The sequence below is a fragment of the Enterobacter cloacae complex sp. HYC074_NIDB genome (genome assembly GCF_056673345.1).
In genome coordinates this window covers 4,411,900-4,432,301 of sequence record NZ_CP114214.1, presented here as the reverse complement: position 1 = coordinate 4,432,301, position 20,402 = coordinate 4,411,900, and the positions used below count along the sequence as shown (strand labels likewise).

At 57.2% G+C, this 20,402-nt stretch carries 16 protein-coding genes; 13 read left to right on the top strand and 3 right to left on the bottom strand.

What is annotated here, in order from left to right; translation table 11 throughout:
* Positions 1 to 75: 75 nt before the first annotated feature.
* Positions 76 to 564: an N-acetyltransferase gene (gene yhhY, locus O1724_RS21580; protein ID WP_003861561.1), complete on the bottom strand. Its 489-nt coding sequence runs from the start codon at positions 562 to 564 to the stop codon at positions 76 to 78.
* A gap of 258 nt (positions 565 to 822) precedes the next feature.
* Between yhhY and O1724_RS21575 the strand changes: the two genes are divergently transcribed.
* The 5 genes from O1724_RS21575 to gntU all read left to right on the top strand — a co-directional run bounded on the left by O1724_RS21575 (position 823) and on the right by gntU (position 5,764).
* A complete protein-coding gene (locus tag O1724_RS21575; RefSeq protein ID WP_045349861.1) occupies positions 823 to 1,860 on the top strand; it encodes an oxidoreductase in 1,038 nt (345 codons plus the stop codon).
* A 123-nt stretch (positions 1,861 to 1,983) separates the two neighbouring features.
* Positions 1,984 to 2,679, top strand: a complete 696-nt coding sequence (locus O1724_RS21570) for a pirin family protein (protein WP_003861565.1) — start codon at positions 1,984 to 1,986, stop codon at positions 2,677 to 2,679.
* A gap of 91 nt (positions 2,680 to 2,770) precedes the next feature.
* Positions 2,771 to 3,766, top strand: coding sequence for a gluconate operon transcriptional repressor GntR (gene gntR, locus O1724_RS21565; RefSeq protein ID WP_003861567.1), 996 nt, complete (start codon positions 2,771 to 2,773; stop codon positions 3,764 to 3,766).
* A gap of 126 nt (positions 3,767 to 3,892) precedes the next feature.
* Positions 3,893 to 4,420, top strand: a complete 528-nt coding sequence (gene gntK / locus O1724_RS21560; protein ID WP_003861569.1) for a gluconokinase — start codon at positions 3,893 to 3,895, stop codon at positions 4,418 to 4,420.
* A gap of 3 nt (positions 4,421 to 4,423) precedes the next feature.
* Entirely contained in the window at positions 4,424 to 5,764 is a 1,341-nt protein-coding gene (gntU, locus tag O1724_RS21555) for a gluconate transporter (RefSeq protein WP_003861572.1), read from the top strand.
* A gap of 79 nt (positions 5,765 to 5,843) precedes the next feature.
* Here gntU and yhgN read toward each other — a convergent pair whose 3' ends face one another.
* A complete protein-coding gene (gene yhgN / locus O1724_RS21550; RefSeq protein WP_003861574.1) occupies positions 5,844 to 6,437 on the bottom strand; it encodes an NAAT family transporter YhgN in 594 nt (197 codons plus the stop codon).
* A 178-nt stretch (positions 6,438 to 6,615) separates the two neighbouring features.
* On the opposite strand from yhgN, the gene asd reads away from it, so the two are divergent.
* The 6 genes from asd (at position 6,616) to glgP (ending at position 17,327) form a co-directional block, all read left to right on the top strand.
* Positions 6,616 to 7,719, top strand: a complete 1,104-nt coding sequence (gene asd / locus O1724_RS21545) for an aspartate-semialdehyde dehydrogenase (protein ID WP_003861575.1) — start codon at positions 6,616 to 6,618, stop codon at positions 7,717 to 7,719.
* A 239-nt stretch (positions 7,720 to 7,958) separates the two neighbouring features.
* Entirely contained in the window at positions 7,959 to 10,145 is a 2,187-nt protein-coding gene (glgB, locus tag O1724_RS21540) for a 1,4-alpha-glucan branching enzyme (RefSeq protein WP_100154389.1), read from the top strand.
* Positions 10,142 to 12,115: a glycogen debranching protein GlgX gene (gene glgX / locus O1724_RS21535; protein WP_023323833.1), complete on the top strand. Its 1,974-nt coding sequence runs from the start codon at positions 10,142 to 10,144 to the stop codon at positions 12,113 to 12,115. The genes glgB and glgX overlap by 4 nt, the downstream gene beginning before the upstream one ends.
* Positions 12,116 to 12,132: 17 nt before the next feature.
* A complete protein-coding gene (gene glgC / locus O1724_RS21530) occupies positions 12,133 to 13,428 on the top strand; it encodes a glucose-1-phosphate adenylyltransferase (protein WP_003861582.1) in 1,296 nt (431 codons plus the stop codon).
* Entirely contained in the window at positions 13,428 to 14,861 is a 1,434-nt protein-coding gene (gene glgA, locus O1724_RS21525) for a glycogen synthase GlgA (protein WP_022649646.1), read from the top strand. Before glgC ends, glgA begins: the two co-directional genes overlap by 1 nt.
* 18 nt (positions 14,862 to 14,879) lie before the next feature.
* Positions 14,880 to 17,327, top strand: coding sequence for a glycogen phosphorylase (glgP, locus tag O1724_RS21520; protein ID WP_023314966.1), 2,448 nt, complete (start codon positions 14,880 to 14,882; stop codon positions 17,325 to 17,327).
* A gap of 87 nt (positions 17,328 to 17,414) precedes the next feature.
* On the opposite strand, the gene glpD is transcribed toward glgP, so the two are convergent.
* A complete protein-coding gene (gene glpD, locus O1724_RS21515; RefSeq protein ID WP_023314965.1) occupies positions 17,415 to 18,923 on the bottom strand; it encodes a glycerol-3-phosphate dehydrogenase in 1,509 nt (502 codons plus the stop codon).
* Positions 18,924 to 19,177: 254 nt separating this feature from the next.
* Between glpD and glpE the strand changes: the two genes are divergently transcribed.
* Together glpE and glpG are read left to right on the top strand one after the other, a co-directional pair.
* Positions 19,178 to 19,510, top strand: coding sequence for a thiosulfate sulfurtransferase GlpE (gene glpE, locus O1724_RS21510; RefSeq protein WP_003861590.1), 333 nt, complete (start codon positions 19,178 to 19,180; stop codon positions 19,508 to 19,510).
* Between the two features lie 47 nt (positions 19,511 to 19,557).
* Positions 19,558 to 20,388, top strand: a complete 831-nt coding sequence (gene glpG / locus O1724_RS21505; RefSeq protein ID WP_003861592.1) for a rhomboid family intramembrane serine protease GlpG — start codon at positions 19,558 to 19,560, stop codon at positions 20,386 to 20,388.
* Positions 20,389 to 20,402: the final 14 nt, after the last annotated feature.

Sequence of the window (20,402 nt, the reverse complement as noted above, 5' to 3'; positions counted from 1 at the left end):
GTGGCGCTGCGCTTACCGGGCCTACAACGGCACGGACGTAGGCCGGGTAAGGCGAAGCCGCCACCCGGCAACTCATTACTTCATCCTCGCCATATAATACGCATCCACATACTCGCCGTTGCGCAGGGCATAGCGCCTGCCGGTGCCTTCAATCTCAAACCCGTGCTTTTTGTACACCGCGATTGCCGGTTCGTTATCCACAAACACCGTTAACTCGATGCGGTCGACGCGCAGCCAGTTGTCGCACATATCGATCATGGTGCGAATCAGCGCGCTGGCCACGCCGCGGTTATGCCACTCTGCGCCAACGCATATACCGAAATCGGCAACGTGGCTGCGGCGTGGTCGCTGGGCGACATCAATGGTGAGGTGGCCGACCACGATATCATCAATGCAGGCAACCAGCTGTTTAATGCCCGGCTGTTCGCCTAGCCGCATTTGCCACATTTCCATTGAAGGATGAGGAACCTGTAGCGTGTTGTGGTACACCTCCGGCTGGGCGTGGATCTGACGAATGGCGTCGTAATCTTTCGGTTCAGCGTGGCGTATCACTATCTCACTCATTCCTTGTTCCTCAGTCAGTTAAAAGTCCCCTCCAACATCAGTGACTTTAAAAGTTGAGTCAATCGCTATTTTTTGCAAAAAGTGTTGGACAAGTGCGAATGAGAATGATTATTATTGCTCTGCGTTCAGGAAGACCTTCTACGGGAACCTGAAAGCACGACATTGCTCACATTGCTTCCAGTATTACTTTAGCCAGCTTTTAGCTGGCTTTTTTTTTGTTATGGTTAGACTCAGCAACCTTCGAAAAAGGACTGAGCCATGACACTACACTGCGCATTTATTGGATTTGGCAAAAGCACCACGCGTTACCACCTTCCGTATGTTCTCAACCGTAAAGAGACCTGGCACGTCGCTCATATCTACCGCCGCAGCGCGAAGCCGGAAGAACAGTCTCCGCAGTATTCCCATATTCATTTCACCAGCGATCTTGATGAAGTGTTAAATGATCCGCAGGTGAAGCTGGTGGTGGTCTGTACCCACGCCGACAGCCACTTTGACTACGCGAAACGCGCGCTGGAAGCAGGTAAAAACGTGCTGGTGGAAAAACCGTTCACTCCGACCATCGCCGAAGCGAAGGAACTCTTTGCGCTGGCGAAAAGCAAAGGCCTGACCGTCACGCCGTACCAGAACCGACGCTTTGACAGCTGCTTCCTGACGGCGAAAAAGGCGATTGAGAGCGGCAAACTCGGCGAGATCGTGGAAATCGAAAGCCACTTCGATTACTACCGCCCGGTGGCGGAAACCCAGCCCGGACTGCCGCAGGACGGGTCGTTCTACGGTCTGGGCGTGCACACCATGGACCAGATTATTTCCCTGTTTGGCCGCCCGGACCACGTGGCGTATGACATCCGCAGCCTGCGCAATAAGGCCAACCCGGACGATACCTTTGAAGCACAGCTGTTCTACGGCGATCTCAAAGCCATCGTGAAAACCAGCCATCTGGTGAAAATCGACTACCCGAAATTTATCGTTCACGGCAAGAAAGGCTCCTTTATCAAGTACGGCATTGACCAGCAGGAGACCAGCCTGAAGGCCAATATCATGCCGGGTGAACCGGGCTTTGCGGCAGATGATTCCGTGGGCGTGATGGAGTACGTGAACGACGAGGGCGTGACGGTCAGGGAAGAGCTGAAGCCGGAAACGGGCGACTATGGACGCGTCTATGATGCGCTGTTTGAGACCCTCACAAACGGCACGGCGAATTACGTCAAGGAATCTGACGTTCTGACCAACCTGGAAATCCTCGAACGGGCCTTCGAACAGGCTTCTCCTGCCACGGTAACCCTCGCGAAATAAGCAAAAACGGCTCCTCTGCGCTTGTTCACAATTTTTGAACAGAGGAGTCAATTTTCACCCTCTATGATCCCAGGGCGTTTGCGTCCACACTTACTCCATCGAAACGAACTGAGGGTGAAAACAATGATCTACTTACGCAAAGCAAACGAACGTGGTCACGCGAATCATGGCTGGCTGGACTCATGGCATTCATTCTCGTTTGCCGACTACTACGACCCGAACTTCATGGGCTTCTCCGCACTGCGCGTGATTAACGATGACGTGATTGATGCAGGCCAGGGCTTCGGTACCCACCCGCACAAAGACATGGAAATCCTGACCTATGTGCTGGAAGGGGCGGTTGAGCACCAGGACAGCATGGGCAACAAAGAGCAGGTTCCGGCGGGCGAGTTCCAGATTATGAGCGCGGGGACCGGGGTGCGTCACTCTGAGTACAACCCGAGCAAAACGGAAAAACTGCACCTGTATCAAATCTGGATCATTCCAGAAGAGACCGGCATCACGCCACGCTACGAGCAGCGCCGCTTCGACGCGAAACAGGGCAAACAGCTGGTGCTCTCGCCGGATGCGCGTGAAGGTTCCCTGAAAGTGCATCAGGATATGGAGCTGTACCGCTGGGCGCTGGCGAAAGATGAACAGTCTGTGCACCAGATCGCCGCCAACCGCCGCGTGTGGATCCAGGTGGTGAAAGGGGAGGTGTCCATCAATGGCACCAAAGCGACAACCGCCGATGGTCTGGCCGTCTGGGATGAGCAGGCGCTCTCCGTGCATGCCGACAGCGAAAGTGAAATTCTGCTGTTTGACCTGCCGCCGGTCTAAATAATTTCTCAACCTTCCCTTTAAACGGGGAAGGTTGAGCTTTGTCCGTGATAAACTGAGCAAATCTCTCACTTCAAGATTTCTCAGGACGATGAAAAAGAAACGCCCCGTACTTCAGGATGTCGCCGATCGCGTCGGTGTGACCAAAATGACGGTCAGCCGTTTTTTACGTAACCCGGAACAGGTTTCCGTGGCGTTGCGTGGCAAGATTGCCGCCGCCCTTGATGAACTGGGTTATATCCCCAACCGCGCGCCCGATATTCTCTCCAATGCGACCAGCCGTGCGGTGGGTGTCCTGCTTCCTTCCTTAACCAACCAGGTATTCGCCGAAGTGCTGCGTGGCATCGAAAGCGTCACCGATGCGTTTGGCTATCAGACCATGCTCGCCCACTACGGGTACAAGCCGGAACTGGAAGAGGAACGTCTTGAATCGATGCTTTCCTGGAACATCGACGGCCTGATTTTAACGGAACGTACTCACACCCCGCGCACGCTGAAAATGATTGAAGTGGCAGGCATTCCGGTGGTGGAGCTGATGGACAGCCAGTCGCCGTGCCTCGACATCGCCGTGGGGTTCGATAACTTTGAAGCGGCGCGTCAGATGACGGCGGCGATCATCGCCCGCGGTCATCGCCATGTGGCCTATCTGGGTGCGCGTCTGGATGAACGTACTATCATCAAACAGAAGGGATACGAGCAGGCGATGCTCGACGCCGGTTTAACCCCGTACAGCGTGATGGTGGAGCAATCTTCTTCTTACACGTCGGGTATTGAGCTGATGCGTCAGGCGCGACGCGAGTATCCGCAACTGGACGGTATTTTCTGTACCAACGATGACCTTGCGGTCGGCGCGGCGTTTGAGTGCCAGCGTCTGGGTTTAAAAATCCCGGATGATATGGCGATTGCCGGTTTCCACGGCCACGACATTGGCCAGGTGATGGAGCCGCGTCTGGCGAGCGTCCTGACCCCGCGTGAACGCATGGGCCGCATTGGTGCAGAACGCCTGCTGGCGCGCATTCGTGGTGAGGCAGTTACCCCTAAAATGTTAGATTTAGGTTTCACCTTGTCACCGGGTGGATCTATTTAATCCGACAAATTTGAAGTAGCTCACACTTATTCACTTCGCGCACGTTTGGATATTGCTTCTCTTATGCCCCGGCAGGACAATGTTACCGATAACTGTTACCCGTAACAATTGACTGAGGGACACCCTTTGAGCACGACTAATCACGATCACCACGTTTACGTCCTGATGGGCGTGTCCGGTAGCGGTAAATCTGCCGTGGCGAGCGAAGTGGCGCATCAACTCCAGGCTGCGTTTCTTGATGGTGACTTCCTCCATCCGCGTAGCAACATCATGAAAATGGCTTCCGGCGAGCCGCTGAACGACGACGACCGCAAACCGTGGTTGCAGGCGCTGAATGACGCCGCGTTCGCGATGCAGCGCACCAATAAAGTCTCCCTGATCGTCTGTTCCGCGCTGAAAAAAACCTATCGCGACCTGCTGCGCGACGGCAACCCGAACCTCTCTTTCATCTACCTGAAAGGCGATTTCGGGGTGATTGAAAGCCGCCTGAAGGCGCGTAAAGGCCACTTCTTCAAAACCCAGATGCTGGTAACGCAGTTCGAAGCGTTGCAGGAGCCGGGTGCTGACGAGCAGGATGTCTTAGTGGTTGATATCGATCAGCCGCTGGAAGGTGTTGTTGCCAGCACCATCGAGGTTATTAATAAAAGGCAGTAAGTTTTGAGTACATTAACGCTAGTTTTGACAGCAGTGGGTTCCGTATTGCTGCTGCTGTTTTTAGTGATGAAGGCACGTATGCACGCCTTCGTTGCTTTGATGGTGGTTTCTATTGGTGCTGGTCTCTTTTCCGGCATGCCGCTCGACAAAATCGCGGCGACGATGGAAAAAGGGATGGGCGGCACGCTCGGCTTCCTGGCCATTGTGGTGGCACTGGGCGCGATGTTTGGCAAGATTTTGCACGAGACGGGCGCGGTCGATCAGATTGCGGTCAAGATGCTGAAATCCTTCGGGCACAGCCGTGCGCACTACGCGATTGGTCTGGCCGGTCTGATTTGCGCGCTGCCGCTGTTCTTTGAAGTGGCCGTTGTGCTGCTGATAAGCGTCGCATTCTCCATGGCGCGCCATACCGGTACTAACCTCGTGAAGCTGGTCATTCCGCTGTTTGCGGGCGTGGCGGCGGCGGCGGCGTTCCTGCTGCCGGGGCCTGCGCCGATGCTGCTGGCCTCCCAGATGCATGCTGACTTTGGCTGGATGATCCTGATTGGCCTGTGTGCGGCGATCCCGGGGATGATTATCGCCGGTCCGCTGTGGGGAAACTTTATCAGCCGTTACGTTGAGCTGCACATTCCGGACGACATCACCGAGCCGCACCTGGGCGAGGGTAAAATGCCGTCCTTCGGCTTCAGTCTGTCGCTGATCCTGCTGCCGCTGGTGCTGGTGGGCCTGAAAACCATCGCTGCACGCTTTGTGCCGGTGGGGTCAACCGCTTACGAATGGTTCGAATTTATTGGTCATCCGTTCACTGCGATTCTGGTGGCGTGTCTGGTCGCGATTTACGGCCTGGCAATGCGTCAGGGCATGCCGAAAGACCGCGTGATGGAGATCTGTGGTGCCGCGCTGCAACCGGCGGGGATTATCCTGCTGGTGATCGGGGCGGGCGGCGTGTTCAAGCAGGTGCTGGTGGATTCCGGCGTTGGCCCGGCGCTGGGCGAAGCGCTGACCGGAATGGGCCTGCCGATTGCGGTCACCTGCTTTGTGCTGGCCGCGGCGGTGCGTATCATTCAGGGCTCCGCGACCGTGGCGTGCTTAACCGCCGTGGGTCTGGTAATGCCGGTGATTGAACAGCTGAACTACTCCGGCGCGCAGATGGCGGCGCTCTCTATCTGTATCGCGGGTGGTTCGATTGTGGTGTCTCACGTGAACGATGCAGGCTTCTGGCTGTTCGGTAAATTTACCGGCGCAACCGAAGCGCAAACCCTGAAAACCTGGACGCTGATGGAAACCATCCTCGGCACGACGGGTGCGGTTGTCGGGATGATTGCGTTTACGCTGCTGAGCTGATCCCGGTGTTCTCCCTCTCCCACGGGGAGAGGGAGCAAACACTAATAACGGCAATCAAGGATTGCCGTTTTGCTTTTACCTATCCTTTCATCCACGCTCGGATCCCGTCCAGGAACATCTGCGTTGCCATCATCACCAGAATCAGCCCCATCAGGCGCTCCAGCGCGTTCACCCCTTTCTCACCCAGCAGGCGCAGGAACAGCGACGACTGCAACAGGATAATAAACGTCCCGCCCCAGGCGATCAGCAGGGCAATCACCAGATGGCTCATCTGATTCGGATACTGATGCGACAGCAGCATCAGCGTGGCCAGAATCGTTGGCCCGGCGACCAGCGGAATCGCCAGCGGCACGATAAACGGCTCTTCACCCGCAGGCAGGCCGCTGCTGCTGCCCTCCGCGCTCGGGAAAATCATCTTAATGGCAATCAGGAACAAAATGATCCCGCCGGAAATGGAGACCGTTTCGGCGCGTAAGTTCAGGAAAGCGAGAATTTTTTCACCGGCGAACAGGAAGATAAACATCACCAGCAGGGCGATGAGCAGCTCGCGGATCATGATCGCCCGACGGCGCTTCGGCTCGGTGTGCTTCAGCACCGACATGAAGATCGGCAGATTACCGAGCGGATCCATAATCAGGATCAATAAAACCGCTGCGGAAATGATTTCACTCATCTTAAATTATCCCTGATACTTATTGTGGTCATTGCGATGATTAGCACTTTTTCTGATTGCCGGGCAATCATCGATTAATTTCGCTTGCGACTTTGGCAGCATTTTGTAATGTGAAGCATATCCCAGTTCAATACTGGCTTGCACAATCAGCACACACCCCTTGCAGGAAAAAAATGCTATGAAAAACGTTGGTTTTATCGGCTGGCGCGGTATGGTCGGCTCTGTACTCATGCAACGCATGGTTGAAGAGCGCGATTTCGACGCCATCCGCCCGGTCTTCTTCTCCACTTCCCAGCTCGGCCAGGCTGCACCGTCCTTTGGGGGTACCACAGGCACGTTGCAGGATGCTTACGACCTGGAGGCGCTGAAGGCACTCGACATTATTGTGACCTGCCAGGGCGGCGATTATACCAACGAAATCTATCCGAAGCTGCGTGAAAGCGGCTGGCAGGGCTACTGGATTGACGCGGCCTCTTCGCTTCGCATGAAAGACGATGCCATCATTATTCTTGACCCGGTTAACCAGGGCGTCATCACCGACGGCCTGAACAACGGCGTGAAAACCTTTGTTGGCGGTAACTGCACCGTCAGCCTGATGCTGATGTCCCTCGGCGGTCTGTTCGCACAGGATCTGGTGGAGTGGGTCTCCGTGGCGACCTACCAGGCGGCGTCCGGCGGTGGCGCGCGTCATATGCGCGAGCTGCTGACCCAGATGGGCCAGCTGCACCAGAGCGTCGCTGCCGAGCTGGCAGACCCGGCGTCCGCGATCCTCGATATCGAGCGTAAAGTCACTCAGCTCACCCGCAGCGGCGAGCTGCCGGTGGATAACTTCGGCGTACCGCTGGCCGGCGGCCTGATCCCGTGGATAGACAAACAGCTGGATAACGGCCAGACCCGCGAAGAGTGGAAGGGCCAGGCTGAGACCAACAAAATCCTCGGCACCGCGAACACCATTCCGGTTGACGGTCTGTGCGTGCGTATCGGCGCGCTGCGCTGCCACAGCCAGGCCTTCACCATTAAACTGAAAAAAGATGTGTCTATTCCGACCGTGGAAGAGCTGCTGGCCGCGCATAACCCGTGGGCGAAAGTGGTGCCAAACGATCGCGATATCACCATGCGCGAACTGACCCCGGCAGCCGTCACCGGCACGCTGACCACCCCGGTTGGCCGCCTGCGCAAGCTGAACATGGGGCCTGAGTACCTCTCCGCGTTCACCGTTGGCGACCAGCTTCTGTGGGGTGCCGCCGAGCCGCTGCGCCGCATGCTGCGCCAGCTGGCGTAATAATTTGTTAAACACGGGGGGTGATTGTCACCCCCTTTTTTTGCGTACTACATGGAGTAAAACGCAGATGTCTTATTTTTTATCAGGAGGACCCACGACGTTGGCTATGCTTTAAGGAAGATTTATTTCTCACCTGAGGGTAGGGCGGAGCAGAGAGGATTAACTGCACCGTTTAGGTCACATTAAAAGTCGTCCCGGAGCGCGTAAAAAGGGCGACATAAAAAAACAGGATGAATACCATGTCCGATCGTATTTCGAGAGACGTGATTAATGCGCTTATTGCGGGTCACTTTGCCGACCCCTTTTCTGTGCTAGGGATGCACCGTACAGAGGCCGGACTGGAAGTTCGTGCGCTGTTACCGGATGCAACAGAAGTGTGGGTTATCGAACCCAAAACCGGCCGCAAGGTGGGTAATCTGGAATGCCTCGACTCGCGTGGCTTCTTCTCGGGCGTCATGCCCCGCCGTAAAAATCCTTTTCGTTATCAGCTTGCCGTTATCTGGCACGGTCAGCAAAACCTGATTGACGATCCCTATAGCTTCGGCCCGCTTTTAAAAGAGATGGACGCCTGGCTGCTGTCCGAAGGGACCCATTTACGCCCTTACGAAACGCTGGGTGCCCATGCGGATACCATGGACGGTATCACCGGCACGCGTTTTGCCGTATGGGCGCCAAACGCCCAGCGCGTCTCCGTTGTCGGGCAGTTCAACTACTGGGACGGTCGTCGTCACCCCATGCGCCTGCGCCGGGAAACCGGCATCTGGGAGCTGTTTATCCCCGGCGCGCACAACGGTCAGCTCTACAAATTCGAGATGATCGATGCCAACGGCAAGCTGCGCATTAAATCTGACCCGTACGCCTTTGAGGCCGAACTGCGCCCGAATACCGCCTCGCTGATTTGCGGCCTGCCGGAGAAGGTTGTCCAGACGGAAGAGCGCAAGCAGGCTAACCGCTTTGATGCGCCGATCTCCGTCTATGAAGTGCATCTCGGCTCGTGGCGTCGCCACACCGATAACAACTTCTGGCTGAGCTATCGCGAGCTGGCGGACCAGCTGGTGCCGTACGCCAAATGGATGGGCTTTACGCACCTGGAGCTGCTGCCGATCAACGAGCACCCGTTCGACGGCAGCTGGGGCTATCAGCCAACCGGGCTGTATGCGCCTACGCGCCGCTTCGGCACGCGCGATGACTTCCGCTATTTCATCGATGCCGCGCACGCCGCCGGGCTGAACGTCATCCTCGACTGGGTGCCGGGCCACTTCCCGGCGGATGATTTTGCGCTGGCAGAGTTCGACGGCACAAAGCTTTACGAGCACAGCGACCCGCGCGAAGGCTATCACCAGGACTGGAACACGCTGATCTACAACTACGGTCGCCGTGAAGTATCGAACTACCTGGTCGGGAACGCGCTGTACTGGATCGAGCGTTTCGGCATTGATGCCCTGCGCGTCGATGCGGTGGCGTCGATGATTTACCGCGACTACAGCCGCAAAGAGGGTGAGTGGATCCCGAACGAGTATGGCGGGCGTGAAAACCTCGAAGCGATTGAGTTTCTGCGCAACACCAACCGCATCATCGGGGAGCAGGTGGAAGGTGCCGTGACCATGGCGGAAGAGTCCACCGACTTCCCGGGCGTTTCCCGTCCACCGTCAATGGGCGGACTGGGCTTCTGGTACAAGTGGAACCTCGGCTGGATGCACGACACGCTCGACTACATGAAGCTCGACCCGGTTTATCGTCAGTATCACCACGACAAGCTCACTTTCGGGCTGCTCTACAACTACACCGAAAACTTCATGCTGCCGCTGTCGCACGATGAAGTGGTGCACGGCAAGAAATCCATTCTCGACCGCATGCCGGGGGACGCGTGGCAGAAGTTTGCCAACCTGCGCGCCTACTACGGCTGGATGTTCGCCTTCCCGGGCAAAAAGCTGCTGTTTATGGGCAACGAATTTGCGCAGGGGCGCGAATGGAACCACGATACCAGCCTTGACTGGCATCTGCTGGAAGGCGCGGACAACTGGCACCACGGCGTACAGCGTCTGGTCCGTGACCTGAACCTGACCTATCGCCACCACAAAGCGCTGCACGAGCTGGACTTCGACCCGTACGGCTTTGAGTGGCTGGTGGTGGACGACCACGAGCGCTCGGTGTTTGTCTTTGCGCGCCGCGACAAGGCGGGTAACGAGATCATCGTCGCCAGCAACTTCACGCCAGTGCCGCGTGAACACTACCGCTTCGGCATTAACCAGCCGGGCAAATGGCGCGAAATTCTCAATACCGACTCCATGCACTACCACGGCAGCAATGCGGGTAACGGCGGGCTGGTGCAGAGCGATGCCATTGAAAGCCATGGCCGTCCGAACTCCCTGAGCCTGACGCTGCCGCCGCTTGGCACAATCTGGCTGGTGCGGGAGGGAGAATGACGCAGCTTACGGCAGGTAAACCCGAACCGCTCGGGGCGAGTTTTGACGGAAAGGGAGTGAACTTCACGCTCTTTTCCGCCCATGCGGAGCGGGTGGAACTCTGTGTGTTTGACGGGGAAGGTAACGAGCACCGTTACGATTTACCGGCGCGCACGGGGGATACCTGGCATGGCTACCTGGCCGGAGGACGGCCGGGGATGCACTACGGTTTTCGCGTACACGGCCCCTGGGAGCCCTCTCAGGGGCACTGGTTTAACCCGGCGAAGCTGCTGATTGACCCGTGTGCGCACCGGGTGGACGGTGAGTTTAAAGATGACCCGCTGTTCCACGTTGGCTACGGCGAACCTGACCACCGCGACAGCGCGCCCGTCGCGCCCAAAAGCGTGGTGATGCACGATCTCTACGACTGGGAAGACGATGCCCCGCCGCGTACGCCTTGGGGCAACACCGTTATTTATGAAGCCCACGTCAAAGGGCTGACGTATCTGCACCCGTCAATTCCCAAAGAGATGCGCGGCACCTACAAAGCGCTTGGGCATCCGACGATGGTCGCGTACCTGAAGCACTTAGGGATCACCGCGCTGGAGCTGTTGCCCGTGGCGCATTTCGCCAGCGAGCCGCGGCTACAGCGTCTCGGGTTAAGCAACTACTGGGGCTACAACCCGCTGGCGTTGTTCGCCCTCGATCCGCGTTATGCGGTGAATCCTGAGAAGGCGCGGGATGAGTTTCGCGATGCGGTGAAGGCGCTTCACGCGGCGGGTATCGAGGTCATTCTGGACGTGGTGTTGAACCACAGTGCGGAAAGCGATCTTGACGGCCCGACGCTCTCACAGCGCGGAATCGATAACCGTAGCTATTATTGGATCAGGGACGACGGCGATTACGAGAACTGGACCGGGTGCGGTAACACCCTCAACCTCAGTCATCCGGCCGTTACGCATTACGCGTACGAGTGCCTGAAATACTGGGTTGAGACGTTCCACGTGGACGGTTTTCGCTTCGACCTGGCGCCAGTGATGGGGCGCACCCCGGCGTTCAGCCAGCAGGCGCCGCTGTTTGAGGCCATCAAAAACTGCCCGGTGCTTTCAAAGGTGAAGCTGATTGCGGAGCCCTGGGACATCGGCGAGGGCGGTTATCAGGTGGGGAACTTCCCGCCGCTGTTTGCCGAGTGGAACGACCACTTTCGCGATGCTGTCCGCCGCTTCTGGCTGACGCGCGATCTGTCGCTGGGGGAGTTTGCCGGTCGCTTTGCCGGCTCCAGCGATCTCTTTAAGCGTGACGGCAAACGTCCGTCGGCCACCATTAACCTGGTGACGGCGCACGACGGTTTTACGCTGCGCGACTGCGTTTGTTTCAATCAGAAACACAATGAGGCAAACGGCGAGGAGAATCGCGATGGGACTAACAATAACCATAGCTTTAACCATGGTATAGAAGGGTTAGGCGGAAGTCTGGATGTGATCGAGCGGCGACGCGCCAGCGTTCATGCGCTGCTGACGACGCTTTTGTTGTCGCAGGGCACGCCGATGCTGCTGGCGGGCGATGAGCACGGCCACAGCCAGCACGGCAACAACAACGCCTATTGCCAGGACAACACCCTGACCTGGCTCGACTGGGGAGAAGCGAACAGCGGGCTGACCCATTTCACCGCGGCGCTGATCCATCTTCGCCAGCGCATCCCCGCGCTCACCGCCGACCGCTGGTGGGAAGAGGGCGACGGCAACGTTCGCTGGCTGAATAAAGACGCGCAACCGTTAAGCGCGCAAGAGTGGCAACACGGCATACCCTGTCTGCAAATCCTGCTTTCGGATGCGTGGCTGGTGACGCTGAACGCGACGGATGACGTCGCAGAGATTGTTTTACCTGACGGGGAGTGGCGAGCCATTCCTCCCTTTGCCGGAGCGGATAATCCGGTTGTTATGGCTGTCTGGCACGGGCCTGCGCACGGAGTGTGCGTATTCCAAAGATGATAAAAAAGGAGTTAGTCATGGTTAGATTAGAGAAGAACGATCCGTTAATGTTGGCGCGCCAGCTACCATTAAAAACAGTTGCCCTGATACTCGCGGGCGGGCGTGGTACCCGTCTGAAAGATTTGACCATCAAGCGCGCTAAACCGGCCGTTCACTTTGGTGGTAAGTTCCGTATTATCGATTTTGCACTGTCAAACTGCCTGAACTCAGGCATTCGCCGTATTGGCGTCATTACCCAATATCAGTCGCACACGCTGGTGCAGCACATTCAGCGCGGCTGGTCATTCTTCAGCGAAGAGATGAACGAGTTTGTCGATCTGCTCCCGGCGCAGCAGCGCGTTCACGGGGAGAACTGGTACCGCGGCACGGCGGATGCCGTGACCCAAAACCTCGACATCATTCGCCGCTACAACGCGGAATACATCGTTATCCTCGCCGGGGACCACATCTACAAGCAAGATTACTCCCACATGCTGATCGACCACGTCGAAAAAGGGGCGCGCTGCACCGTGGCGTGCCTGCCGGTGCCTGTTGCGGAAGCAACCGCGTTTGGCGTGATGCATGTAGATGGCGACGACAAGATTATCGACTTTGTCGAAAAACCGGCGAACCCGCCAACCATGCCGGGAGACGACACCAAATCCCTCGCCAGCATGGGGATCTATGTCTTTGACGCCGATTATCTTTATGAACTGCTGGAAGAGGACGACAAAGACGAGAACTCCAGTCACGACTTCGGCAAAGACATTATCCCGAAAATTACCAAAGCTGGCATGGCGTATGCACACCCCTTCCCGCTGTCCTGCGTGCAGTCCGATCCGAATGCGGAACCTTACTGGCGCGATGTGGGAACGCTGGAAGCGTACTGGAAAGCCAACCTCGATCTTGCGTCCGTCACGCCTGAGCTGGATATGTACGACCAGAACTGGCCGATTCGCACCCATATGGAATCGCTGCCGCCGGCGAAGTTCGTCCAGGACCGCTCCGGCAGCCACGGTATGACGCTCAACTCGCTGGTCTCTGGCGGGTGCATTATCTCCGGTTCGGTGGTGGTGCAGTCCGTGCTGTTCCCGCGCGTGCGTATAAACTCATTCTGTAATATCGATTCGGCAGTCCTGCTGCCGGATGTCTGGGTAGGGCGCTCATGTCGTCTGCGTCGCTGCGTTATCGACCGTGCCTGCGTCATTCCCGAAGGGATGGTGATTGGGGAAAACGCGGAAGAAGATGCGCGTCGTTTCTACCGTTCGGAAGAGGGGATCGTGTTAGTAACACGGGAAATGTTGCGGAAGCTGCAAATCAAACAGGAGCGATGATGCAGGTTTTACACGTATGTTCTGAGATGTTCCCGTTGTTAAAAACGGGCGGACTGGCGGATGTTCTTGGTGCACTACCGGCGGCGCAAATTGCCGGAGGGGTGGATACCCGCGTGTTGTTGCCCGCTTTTCCGGATATCCGGCGTGGTATTCCCGATGCAAAGGTTGTTACCCGTCGCGAGACCTTCGCGGGACGTATCACCCTGCTGTTTGGACATTACAATGGCGTAGGGATTTACCTGATTGATGCCCCGCATTTATACGATCGACCCGGCAGCCCGTATCACGATACCAACCTGTACGCCTATACCGATAACGTGCTGCGCTTTGCCCTGCTCGGCTGGGTGGGGGCGGAGATGGCCGTCGGGCTGGATCCGTTCTGGCGTCCGAACGTGGTGCACGCGCACGACTGGCACGCGGGGCTGGCTCCTGCGTATCTGGCGGCGAAGGGGCACCCGGCCAAATCGGTGTTTACGGTGCACAACCTGGCGTATCAGGGCATGTATTACGCGCATCATATGAATGACATCGATCTGCCATGGTCGTTCTTTAACATGCACGGGCTGGAGTTTAACGGACAGATTTCGTTTCTGAAGGCGGGTCTGTACTACGCCGACCATATCACGGCGGTCAGCCCAACCTACGCGCGTGAAATTACCCAGCCGGAGTTCGGTTACGGTATGGAAGGGCTGCTGCAACAGCGCCACCGTGAAGGTCGTCTGTCGGGCATTCTGAACGGCGTAGATGAACAGATCTGGAATCCGGAAACGGACCTCCTGCTGGCGGCGCGCTATGGACGCGACTCCGTGGAGGACAAAGCGGAGAACAAGCGCCAGCTACAGATTGCGATGGGGCTGAAGGTCAACGACAAGGTACCGCTGTTTGCGGTGGTCAGCCGCCTGACCAGCCAGAAAGGGCTGGATCTGGTGCTGGAAGCGCTGCCGGGATTACTGGAGCAGGGTGGGCAACTGGCGCTGCTCGGCGCGGGCGACCCGGTATTGCAGGAAGGTTTCCTTGCGGCCGCGGCGGAACATCCGGGGCAGGTGGGCGTGCAGATTGGCTATCACGAAGCGTTCTCGCACCGCATCATGGGCGGCGCGGACGTGATTCTGGTGCCGAGCCGTTTCGAGCCCTGCGGCCTGACGCAGCTCTATGGTCTGAAATACGGCACGTTGCCGCTGGTACGCCGCACGGGCGGGCTGGCGGATACGGTGTCTGACAGCTCCCTGGAAAACCTGGCGGATGGTATCGCCAGCGGGTTTGTTTTCGAGGACAGTAATGCCTGGTCGCTGCTTCGGGCGATCCGGCGTGCTTTCGTCTTGTGGTCCCGTCCATCCCTGTGGCGTTACGTACAACGTCAGGCGATGTCCATGGACTTTGGCTGGCACGTTGCGGCGCAGTCCTACCGCGACCTTTATCAACGCTTGATGTAACGAGGCGAAGTTACTGATATGAATGCTCCATTTAGCTACTCTTCCCCCACGCTCAGCGTTGAGGCGTTGAAACACTCCATCGCCTATAAGCTGATGTTTACCATTGGGAAAGATCCCGTTATTGCCAACAAACATGAGTGGCTGAACGCCACGCTGTTTGCGGTGCGCGACCGTATGGTCGAACGCTGGCTGCGCTCCAACCGCGCCCAGCTTTCGCAGGAGACGCGACAGGTGTATTACCTGTCGATGGAGTTTCTGATTGGTCGCACCCTCTCCAATGCGCTGTTATCGCTCGGGATTTATGACGACGTCAAAAACGCACTGGAAGAGATGGGGCTGGATTTAGAAGAGCTGATTGACGAAGAGAACGACCCGGGGCTGGGTAACGGTGGTCTCGGGCGTCTTGCCGCCTGCTTCCTCGATTCACTGGCGACGCTGGCGCTGCCCGGGCGCGGCTACGGTATTCGCTACGACTATGGCATGTTCAAGCAGAACATCGTGGATGGCCGTCAGAAAGAGTCCCCGGACTACTGGCTGGAGTACGGTAACCCGTGGGAGTTCAAGCGCCACAACACGCGCTACAAGGTGCGTTTTGGCGGGCGTATTCAGCAGGAAGGTAAAAAATCCCGCTGGGTGGAAACCGAGGAGATCCTGGCCGTGGCCTACGACCAGATCATCCCCGGCTACGACACCGATGCGACCAATACGCTGCGCCTGTGGAACGCGCAGGCCAGTAGCGAGATCAACCTGGGTAAATTCAACCAGGGCGACTACTTCGCGGCGGTGGAAGATAAAAACCACTCTGAGAACGTGTCCCGCGTCCTGTATCCGGATGACTCGACCTACTCAGGCCGCGAGCTGCGCCTGCGTCAGGAGTATTTCCTCGTCTCGGCAACGATTCAGGATATCCTTAGCCGTCACTATCAGCTGCACAAAACCTATGCGAATCTGGCGGAAAAAACCGCTATTCACCTCAACGATACCCATCCGGTGCTGTCGATCCCTGAGCTGATGCGCCTGCTGATTGACGAGCATAAGTTCAGCTGGGATGACGCGTTTGAAGTAACCTGCCAGGTGTTCTCGTACACTAACCATACGCTGATGAGTGAAGCGCTGGAGACGTGGCCGGTGGATATGCTCGGCAAAATTCTGCCGCGCCATCTGCAAATCATCTTCGAGATCAACGACTACTTCCTCAAGACCTTGCAGGAGCAGTACCCGAACGATACCGGTCTGCTGAGCCGCGCCTCGATCATTGATGAATCCAACGGGCGTCGCGTACGCATGGCCTGGCTGGCGGTGGTGATCAGCCACAAGGTCAACGGCGTATCAGAGCTGCATTCGAACCTGATGGTGCAGTCGCTGTTTGCGGACTTCGCGAAGATCTTCCCGACGCGTTTCTGCAACGTGACCAACGGCGTCACCCCGCGCCGCTGGCTGGCGCTGGCGAACCAGCCGCTCTCCGACGTTCTGGATGAGAACATTGGCCGCACCTGGCGCACCGATTTGAGCCAGCTGAGCGAGCTTGAGCAGCACATCGATTTCCCGACGGTGAACAAAGCGGTACGGGAAGCCAAGCTGCTGAACAAGAAGCGTCTGGCGGTCTGGCTGGCGATGCATCTGAACGTGGTGGCGAACCCGAAAGCGCTGTTCGACGTGCAGATCAAACGTATCCACGAGTACAAGCGTCAGCTGATGAATGTCCTGCACGTCATTACCCACTACAACCGCATTAAGGCTGACCCGACGGCGGAGTGGGTGCCGCGTGTGAAAATCTTTGCCGGTAAGGCGGCCTCCGCGTATTACATGGCGAAGCACATCATTCATCTCATCAACGATGTGGCGAAGGTGGTGAACCACGATCCGGACATTGGCGATAAGCTGAAGGTAGTGTTTATCCCGAACTACAGCGTAAGCCTGGCGCAGCTGATTATTCCGGCGGCGGATCTCTCTGAGCAGATTTCCACGGCGGGGACGGAAGCATCCGGCACCAGCAACATGAAGTTTGCCCTGAACGGCGCGCTGACTATCGGCACGCTGGACGGCGCAAATGTCGAAATGCTGGAGCATGTGGGCGCGGAGAATATCTTTATCTTCGGGAATACGGCGGAAGAGGTGGAGGCGCTACGCAAGCAGGGCTACTCGCCGCGTGAGTATTATGAAGAGGATGAAGAGTTACGCCAGGTGCTGACGCAAATCGCAACCGGAGTGTTTAACCCTGAGGAGCCTGGGCGCTATCGTGACCTGGTGGACTCGCTGATTAACTTTGGCGATCACTATCAGGTGCTGGCGGATTACCGCAGCTACGTGGATTGTCAGGATAAGGTGGACGAACTGTACCGTCAGCAGGAGAAGTGGACCAGCACCGCGATGCATAACATCGCCAACATGGGCTACTTCTCGTCAGACAGGACCATCAAAGAGTATGCCGAGAATATCTGGCATATTGATCCGGTGCGGTTGTAAAAACAAAGCCCGGTGGCGCTGCGCTTACCGGGCCTACGGGATCGAGTAGGCCGGGTAAGGCGGAGCCGACACCCGGCTTTTTTTCAATTACGACGCCAGCGACAATTCACGCTTTCCCGCATGTTGCGCCAGCCACTGCGCCACGCGAGACTGCTGCTCGGCATTCAGCCACATCCCTTCTTTAGTACGACGCCAGATGGCATCGTCCAGACGGCGCACCCACTCGTGTTCCACCAGGTAGCGCAGCTCGGCTTCGTATAGCTCATGGCCAAAATGCTCGCCCAGATCGGCAATCTCTTTCGCGTCGCCGAGGAATAGTTCGGTGTTGCTGCCGTAGGTGCGGGCGTAGTGGCGCGCCATGCCTTCGGTAATGAACGGGAAGCGGCGACGCAGCTTCGCGGCGTAATCGTCGCGGTTATCGCCGATATCGCCGCCAGGCAGCACGGCGCCTTTCGTCCACGCCGGGCCGATGCCTTTGTAATACGGTGCCAGTTTCTCCAGCGCGTGCTCCGCCAGTTTACGGTAGGTGGTGAGCTTACCGCCAAACACGGAGAGCAGCGGCGCCTGACCGTCAACGTCGTGAATATCAAGCGTATAGTCACGGGTGATGGCCTGCGGTGAGTCAGACTCGTCATCACACAGCGGACGCACGCCGGAGTAGGTCCAGACCACGTCATCGCGCGCCAGCTGTTTCTTAAAATGCGCGTTGTACACTTTCAACAGGTAGCTGACTTCACTCTCGTCGATCTCAACGTTTTTCGGATCGCCTTTGTACTCCACGTCGGTGGTGCCGATGATGGAGAACTCGTCCATCCACGGGATCACAAACACAATGCGCTTGTCTTCATTTTGCAGGATATAAGCCTGTTTCTGGGTATGCACGCGCGGCACCACGATGTGGCTGCCCTTAATCAGGCGGATGCCGTACGGTGAAGGCAGGTGCATGCCGTCGTCGAAGAACTGTTTCACCCACGGGCCGGTGGCATTCACCAGGCCGCGCGCTTTCCAGCTAAACTTCTCGCCGGTATCCACGTCTTCCGCTTCCACAATCCACAGGCCGTTTTCGCGGCGTGCGGCGGTGGCGCGGGTGCGGGTTTTCACCTCGCCGCCTTTCTTCTCGACCATCTGCGCGTTAGCCAGTACCAGACGCGCATCGTCCACCCAGCAGTCGGAATATTCGAAACCGCGCACGATTTCAGGCTTAAGGACCGATTCTGAGCCAAAACGCAAACCGGTTGAACCCGGCAGGCTGGTGCGTTTACCCAGATGATCGTACATAAACAGACCGATGCGGATCATCCACGCCGGACGCAGATGCGGGCGATGGGGCAGGCGGAAGCGCATCGGGATCGCCAGATGCGGGGCCATTTTCAGCAGCACTTCGCGTTCGGCCAGCGCTTCGCTGACCAGGCGGAATTCGTAGTGTTCCAGGTAGCGCAGGCCACCGTGGATCAGCTTGGAGCTGGCGGACGACGTCGCGCAGGCGAGATCGTTAGCTTCCAGCATCAGCACGGATAAACCGCGTCCTGCGGCATCAACCGCAATACCGGCACCGTTGATGCCACCGCCTATCACAATCAGATCTTTGGTTTCCATAACACCCTCATGCACTTTCGTTAAAGCTCAAAAATGTTCGATATCGCTCATAATAGCAAAGGAACGCGCTTTTGGTAACATCAAAAAAACAATTTAGAGTGATATGGATAACATAATGGCGTTTACCCGCCGCCAGGACGTACACTACGGGGTAAAATCGTGCGGTCTGATGCCCTCACCCCAGCCCTCTCCCTCCAGGAGAGGGTAGGGTGAGGGGAAAACCGCACCACACCTGAATATAAGATGAGAACACCATGGATCAGTTTGAATGTATTAACGTAGAAGAAGCCCACCAGAAGATGCACCAGGGAAAAGCGGTGCTGGTGGATATCCGCGATCCGCAGAGCTTTGCGATGGGCCACACGCCGGGCGCGTTCCATCTCACCAACGACACGCTGGGCGCGTTTATGCGCGATAACGACTTCGATACCCCGGTGATGGTGATGTGCTATCACGGCAACAGCAGTAAAGGCGCGGCGCAGTATCTGCTCCAGCAGGGTTACGAGGCGGTATACAGCGTCGATGGCGGCTTCGATGCCTGGCATCGTCATTTCCCGGCAGAAGTTGAATACGCGTTTGAGCGCTGATCCCGCTATACTGTCCCCTTTTGTGTGGAAATAAGCGACCGCTGCCCATGTTGATGATCACCTCTTTTAGCAACCCGCGCGTCGCCCAGGCGTTTGTCGACTATATGGCGACGCAGGGCATTATCCTGACTATTCAGCAGCATACACAGACGGATGTCTGGCTGGCAGACGAAAGCCAGGCTGGGCGCGTGAACGCCGAGCTGGCGCGTTTCCTGGAAAACCCGGGCGACCCGCGTTATCTGGCGGCAAGCTGGCAATCCGGCCAGACCGGCAGTGGCCTGCACTATCAACGTTTTCCGTTTCTCGCCACCCTCCGCGAGCGCGCAGGACCGTTTACGCTGCTTTTAATGGTAGCCTGCATCATCGTCTTCATTATTATGAGCGTGGTGGGTGACCAGAGCGTGATGATTGCCCTCGCATGGCCGTACGATCCCTCCCTGCAATTTGACGTCTGGCGCTACTTCACGCATGCGCTGATGCACTTCTCGGTGATGCATATCCTCTTTAACCTGCTGTGGTGGTGGTATCTCGGCGGGGCGGTGGAGAAGCGGCTCGGCAGCGGCAAGCTGATTGTGATCACCCTTATCAGCGCCCTGTTAAGCGGCTACGTGCAGCATAAATTCAGCGGTCCATGGTTCGGCGGGTTATCCGGCGTGGTGTACGCCCTGATGGGTTACGCCTGGCTCAGAGGCGAGCGCGACCCGGATAGCGGCATCTATTTACAACGTGGATTAATAACCTTTGCGTTAATATGGCTTATTGCCGGATGGTTTGATCTGTTTGGTATGTCTATCGCCAATGGTGCGCACGTTACCGGCCTGGCGGTCGGGCTGGCGATGGCGTTGGCCGATACGCTCCATGCGCGAAAGCGAACATAATTCCCAGGGATATT

What these genes read in the sequence shown, in the direction of transcription:
- glgP (WP_023314966.1), top strand. Translation starts at nt 14,880, where the DNA reads ATGAATGCTCCATTTAGCTACTCTTCCCCCACGCTCAGCGTTGAGGCG.
- O1724_RS21570 (WP_003861565.1), top strand. Translation starts at nt 1,984, where the DNA reads ATGATCTACTTACGCAAAGCAAACGAACGTGGTCACGCGAATCATGGC.
- glpD (WP_023314965.1), bottom strand. Translation starts at nt 18,923, where the DNA reads ATGGAAACCAAAGATCTGATTGTGATAGGCGGTGGCATCAACGGTGCC.
- asd (WP_003861575.1), top strand. Translation starts at nt 6,616, where the DNA reads ATGAAAAACGTTGGTTTTATCGGCTGGCGCGGTATGGTCGGCTCTGTA.
- glgA (WP_022649646.1), top strand. Translation starts at nt 13,428, where the DNA reads ATGCAGGTTTTACACGTATGTTCTGAGATGTTCCCGTTGTTAAAAACG.
- yhgN (WP_003861574.1), bottom strand. Translation starts at nt 6,437, where the DNA reads ATGAGTGAAATCATTTCCGCAGCGGTTTTATTGATCCTGATTATGGAT.
- glgB (WP_100154389.1), top strand. Translation starts at nt 7,959, where the DNA reads ATGTCCGATCGTATTTCGAGAGACGTGATTAATGCGCTTATTGCGGGT.
- glgC (WP_003861582.1), top strand. Translation starts at nt 12,133, where the DNA reads ATGGTTAGATTAGAGAAGAACGATCCGTTAATGTTGGCGCGCCAGCTA.
- glpG (WP_003861592.1), top strand. Translation starts at nt 19,558, where the DNA reads ATGTTGATGATCACCTCTTTTAGCAACCCGCGCGTCGCCCAGGCGTTT.
- gntR (WP_003861567.1), top strand. Translation starts at nt 2,771, where the DNA reads ATGAAAAAGAAACGCCCCGTACTTCAGGATGTCGCCGATCGCGTCGGT.
- yhhY (WP_003861561.1), bottom strand. Translation starts at nt 564, where the DNA reads ATGAGTGAGATAGTGATACGCCACGCTGAACCGAAAGATTACGACGCC.
- glgX (WP_023323833.1), top strand. Translation starts at nt 10,142, where the DNA reads ATGACGCAGCTTACGGCAGGTAAACCCGAACCGCTCGGGGCGAGTTTT.
- glpE (WP_003861590.1), top strand. Translation starts at nt 19,178, where the DNA reads ATGGATCAGTTTGAATGTATTAACGTAGAAGAAGCCCACCAGAAGATG.
- O1724_RS21575 (WP_045349861.1), top strand. Translation starts at nt 823, where the DNA reads ATGACACTACACTGCGCATTTATTGGATTTGGCAAAAGCACCACGCGT.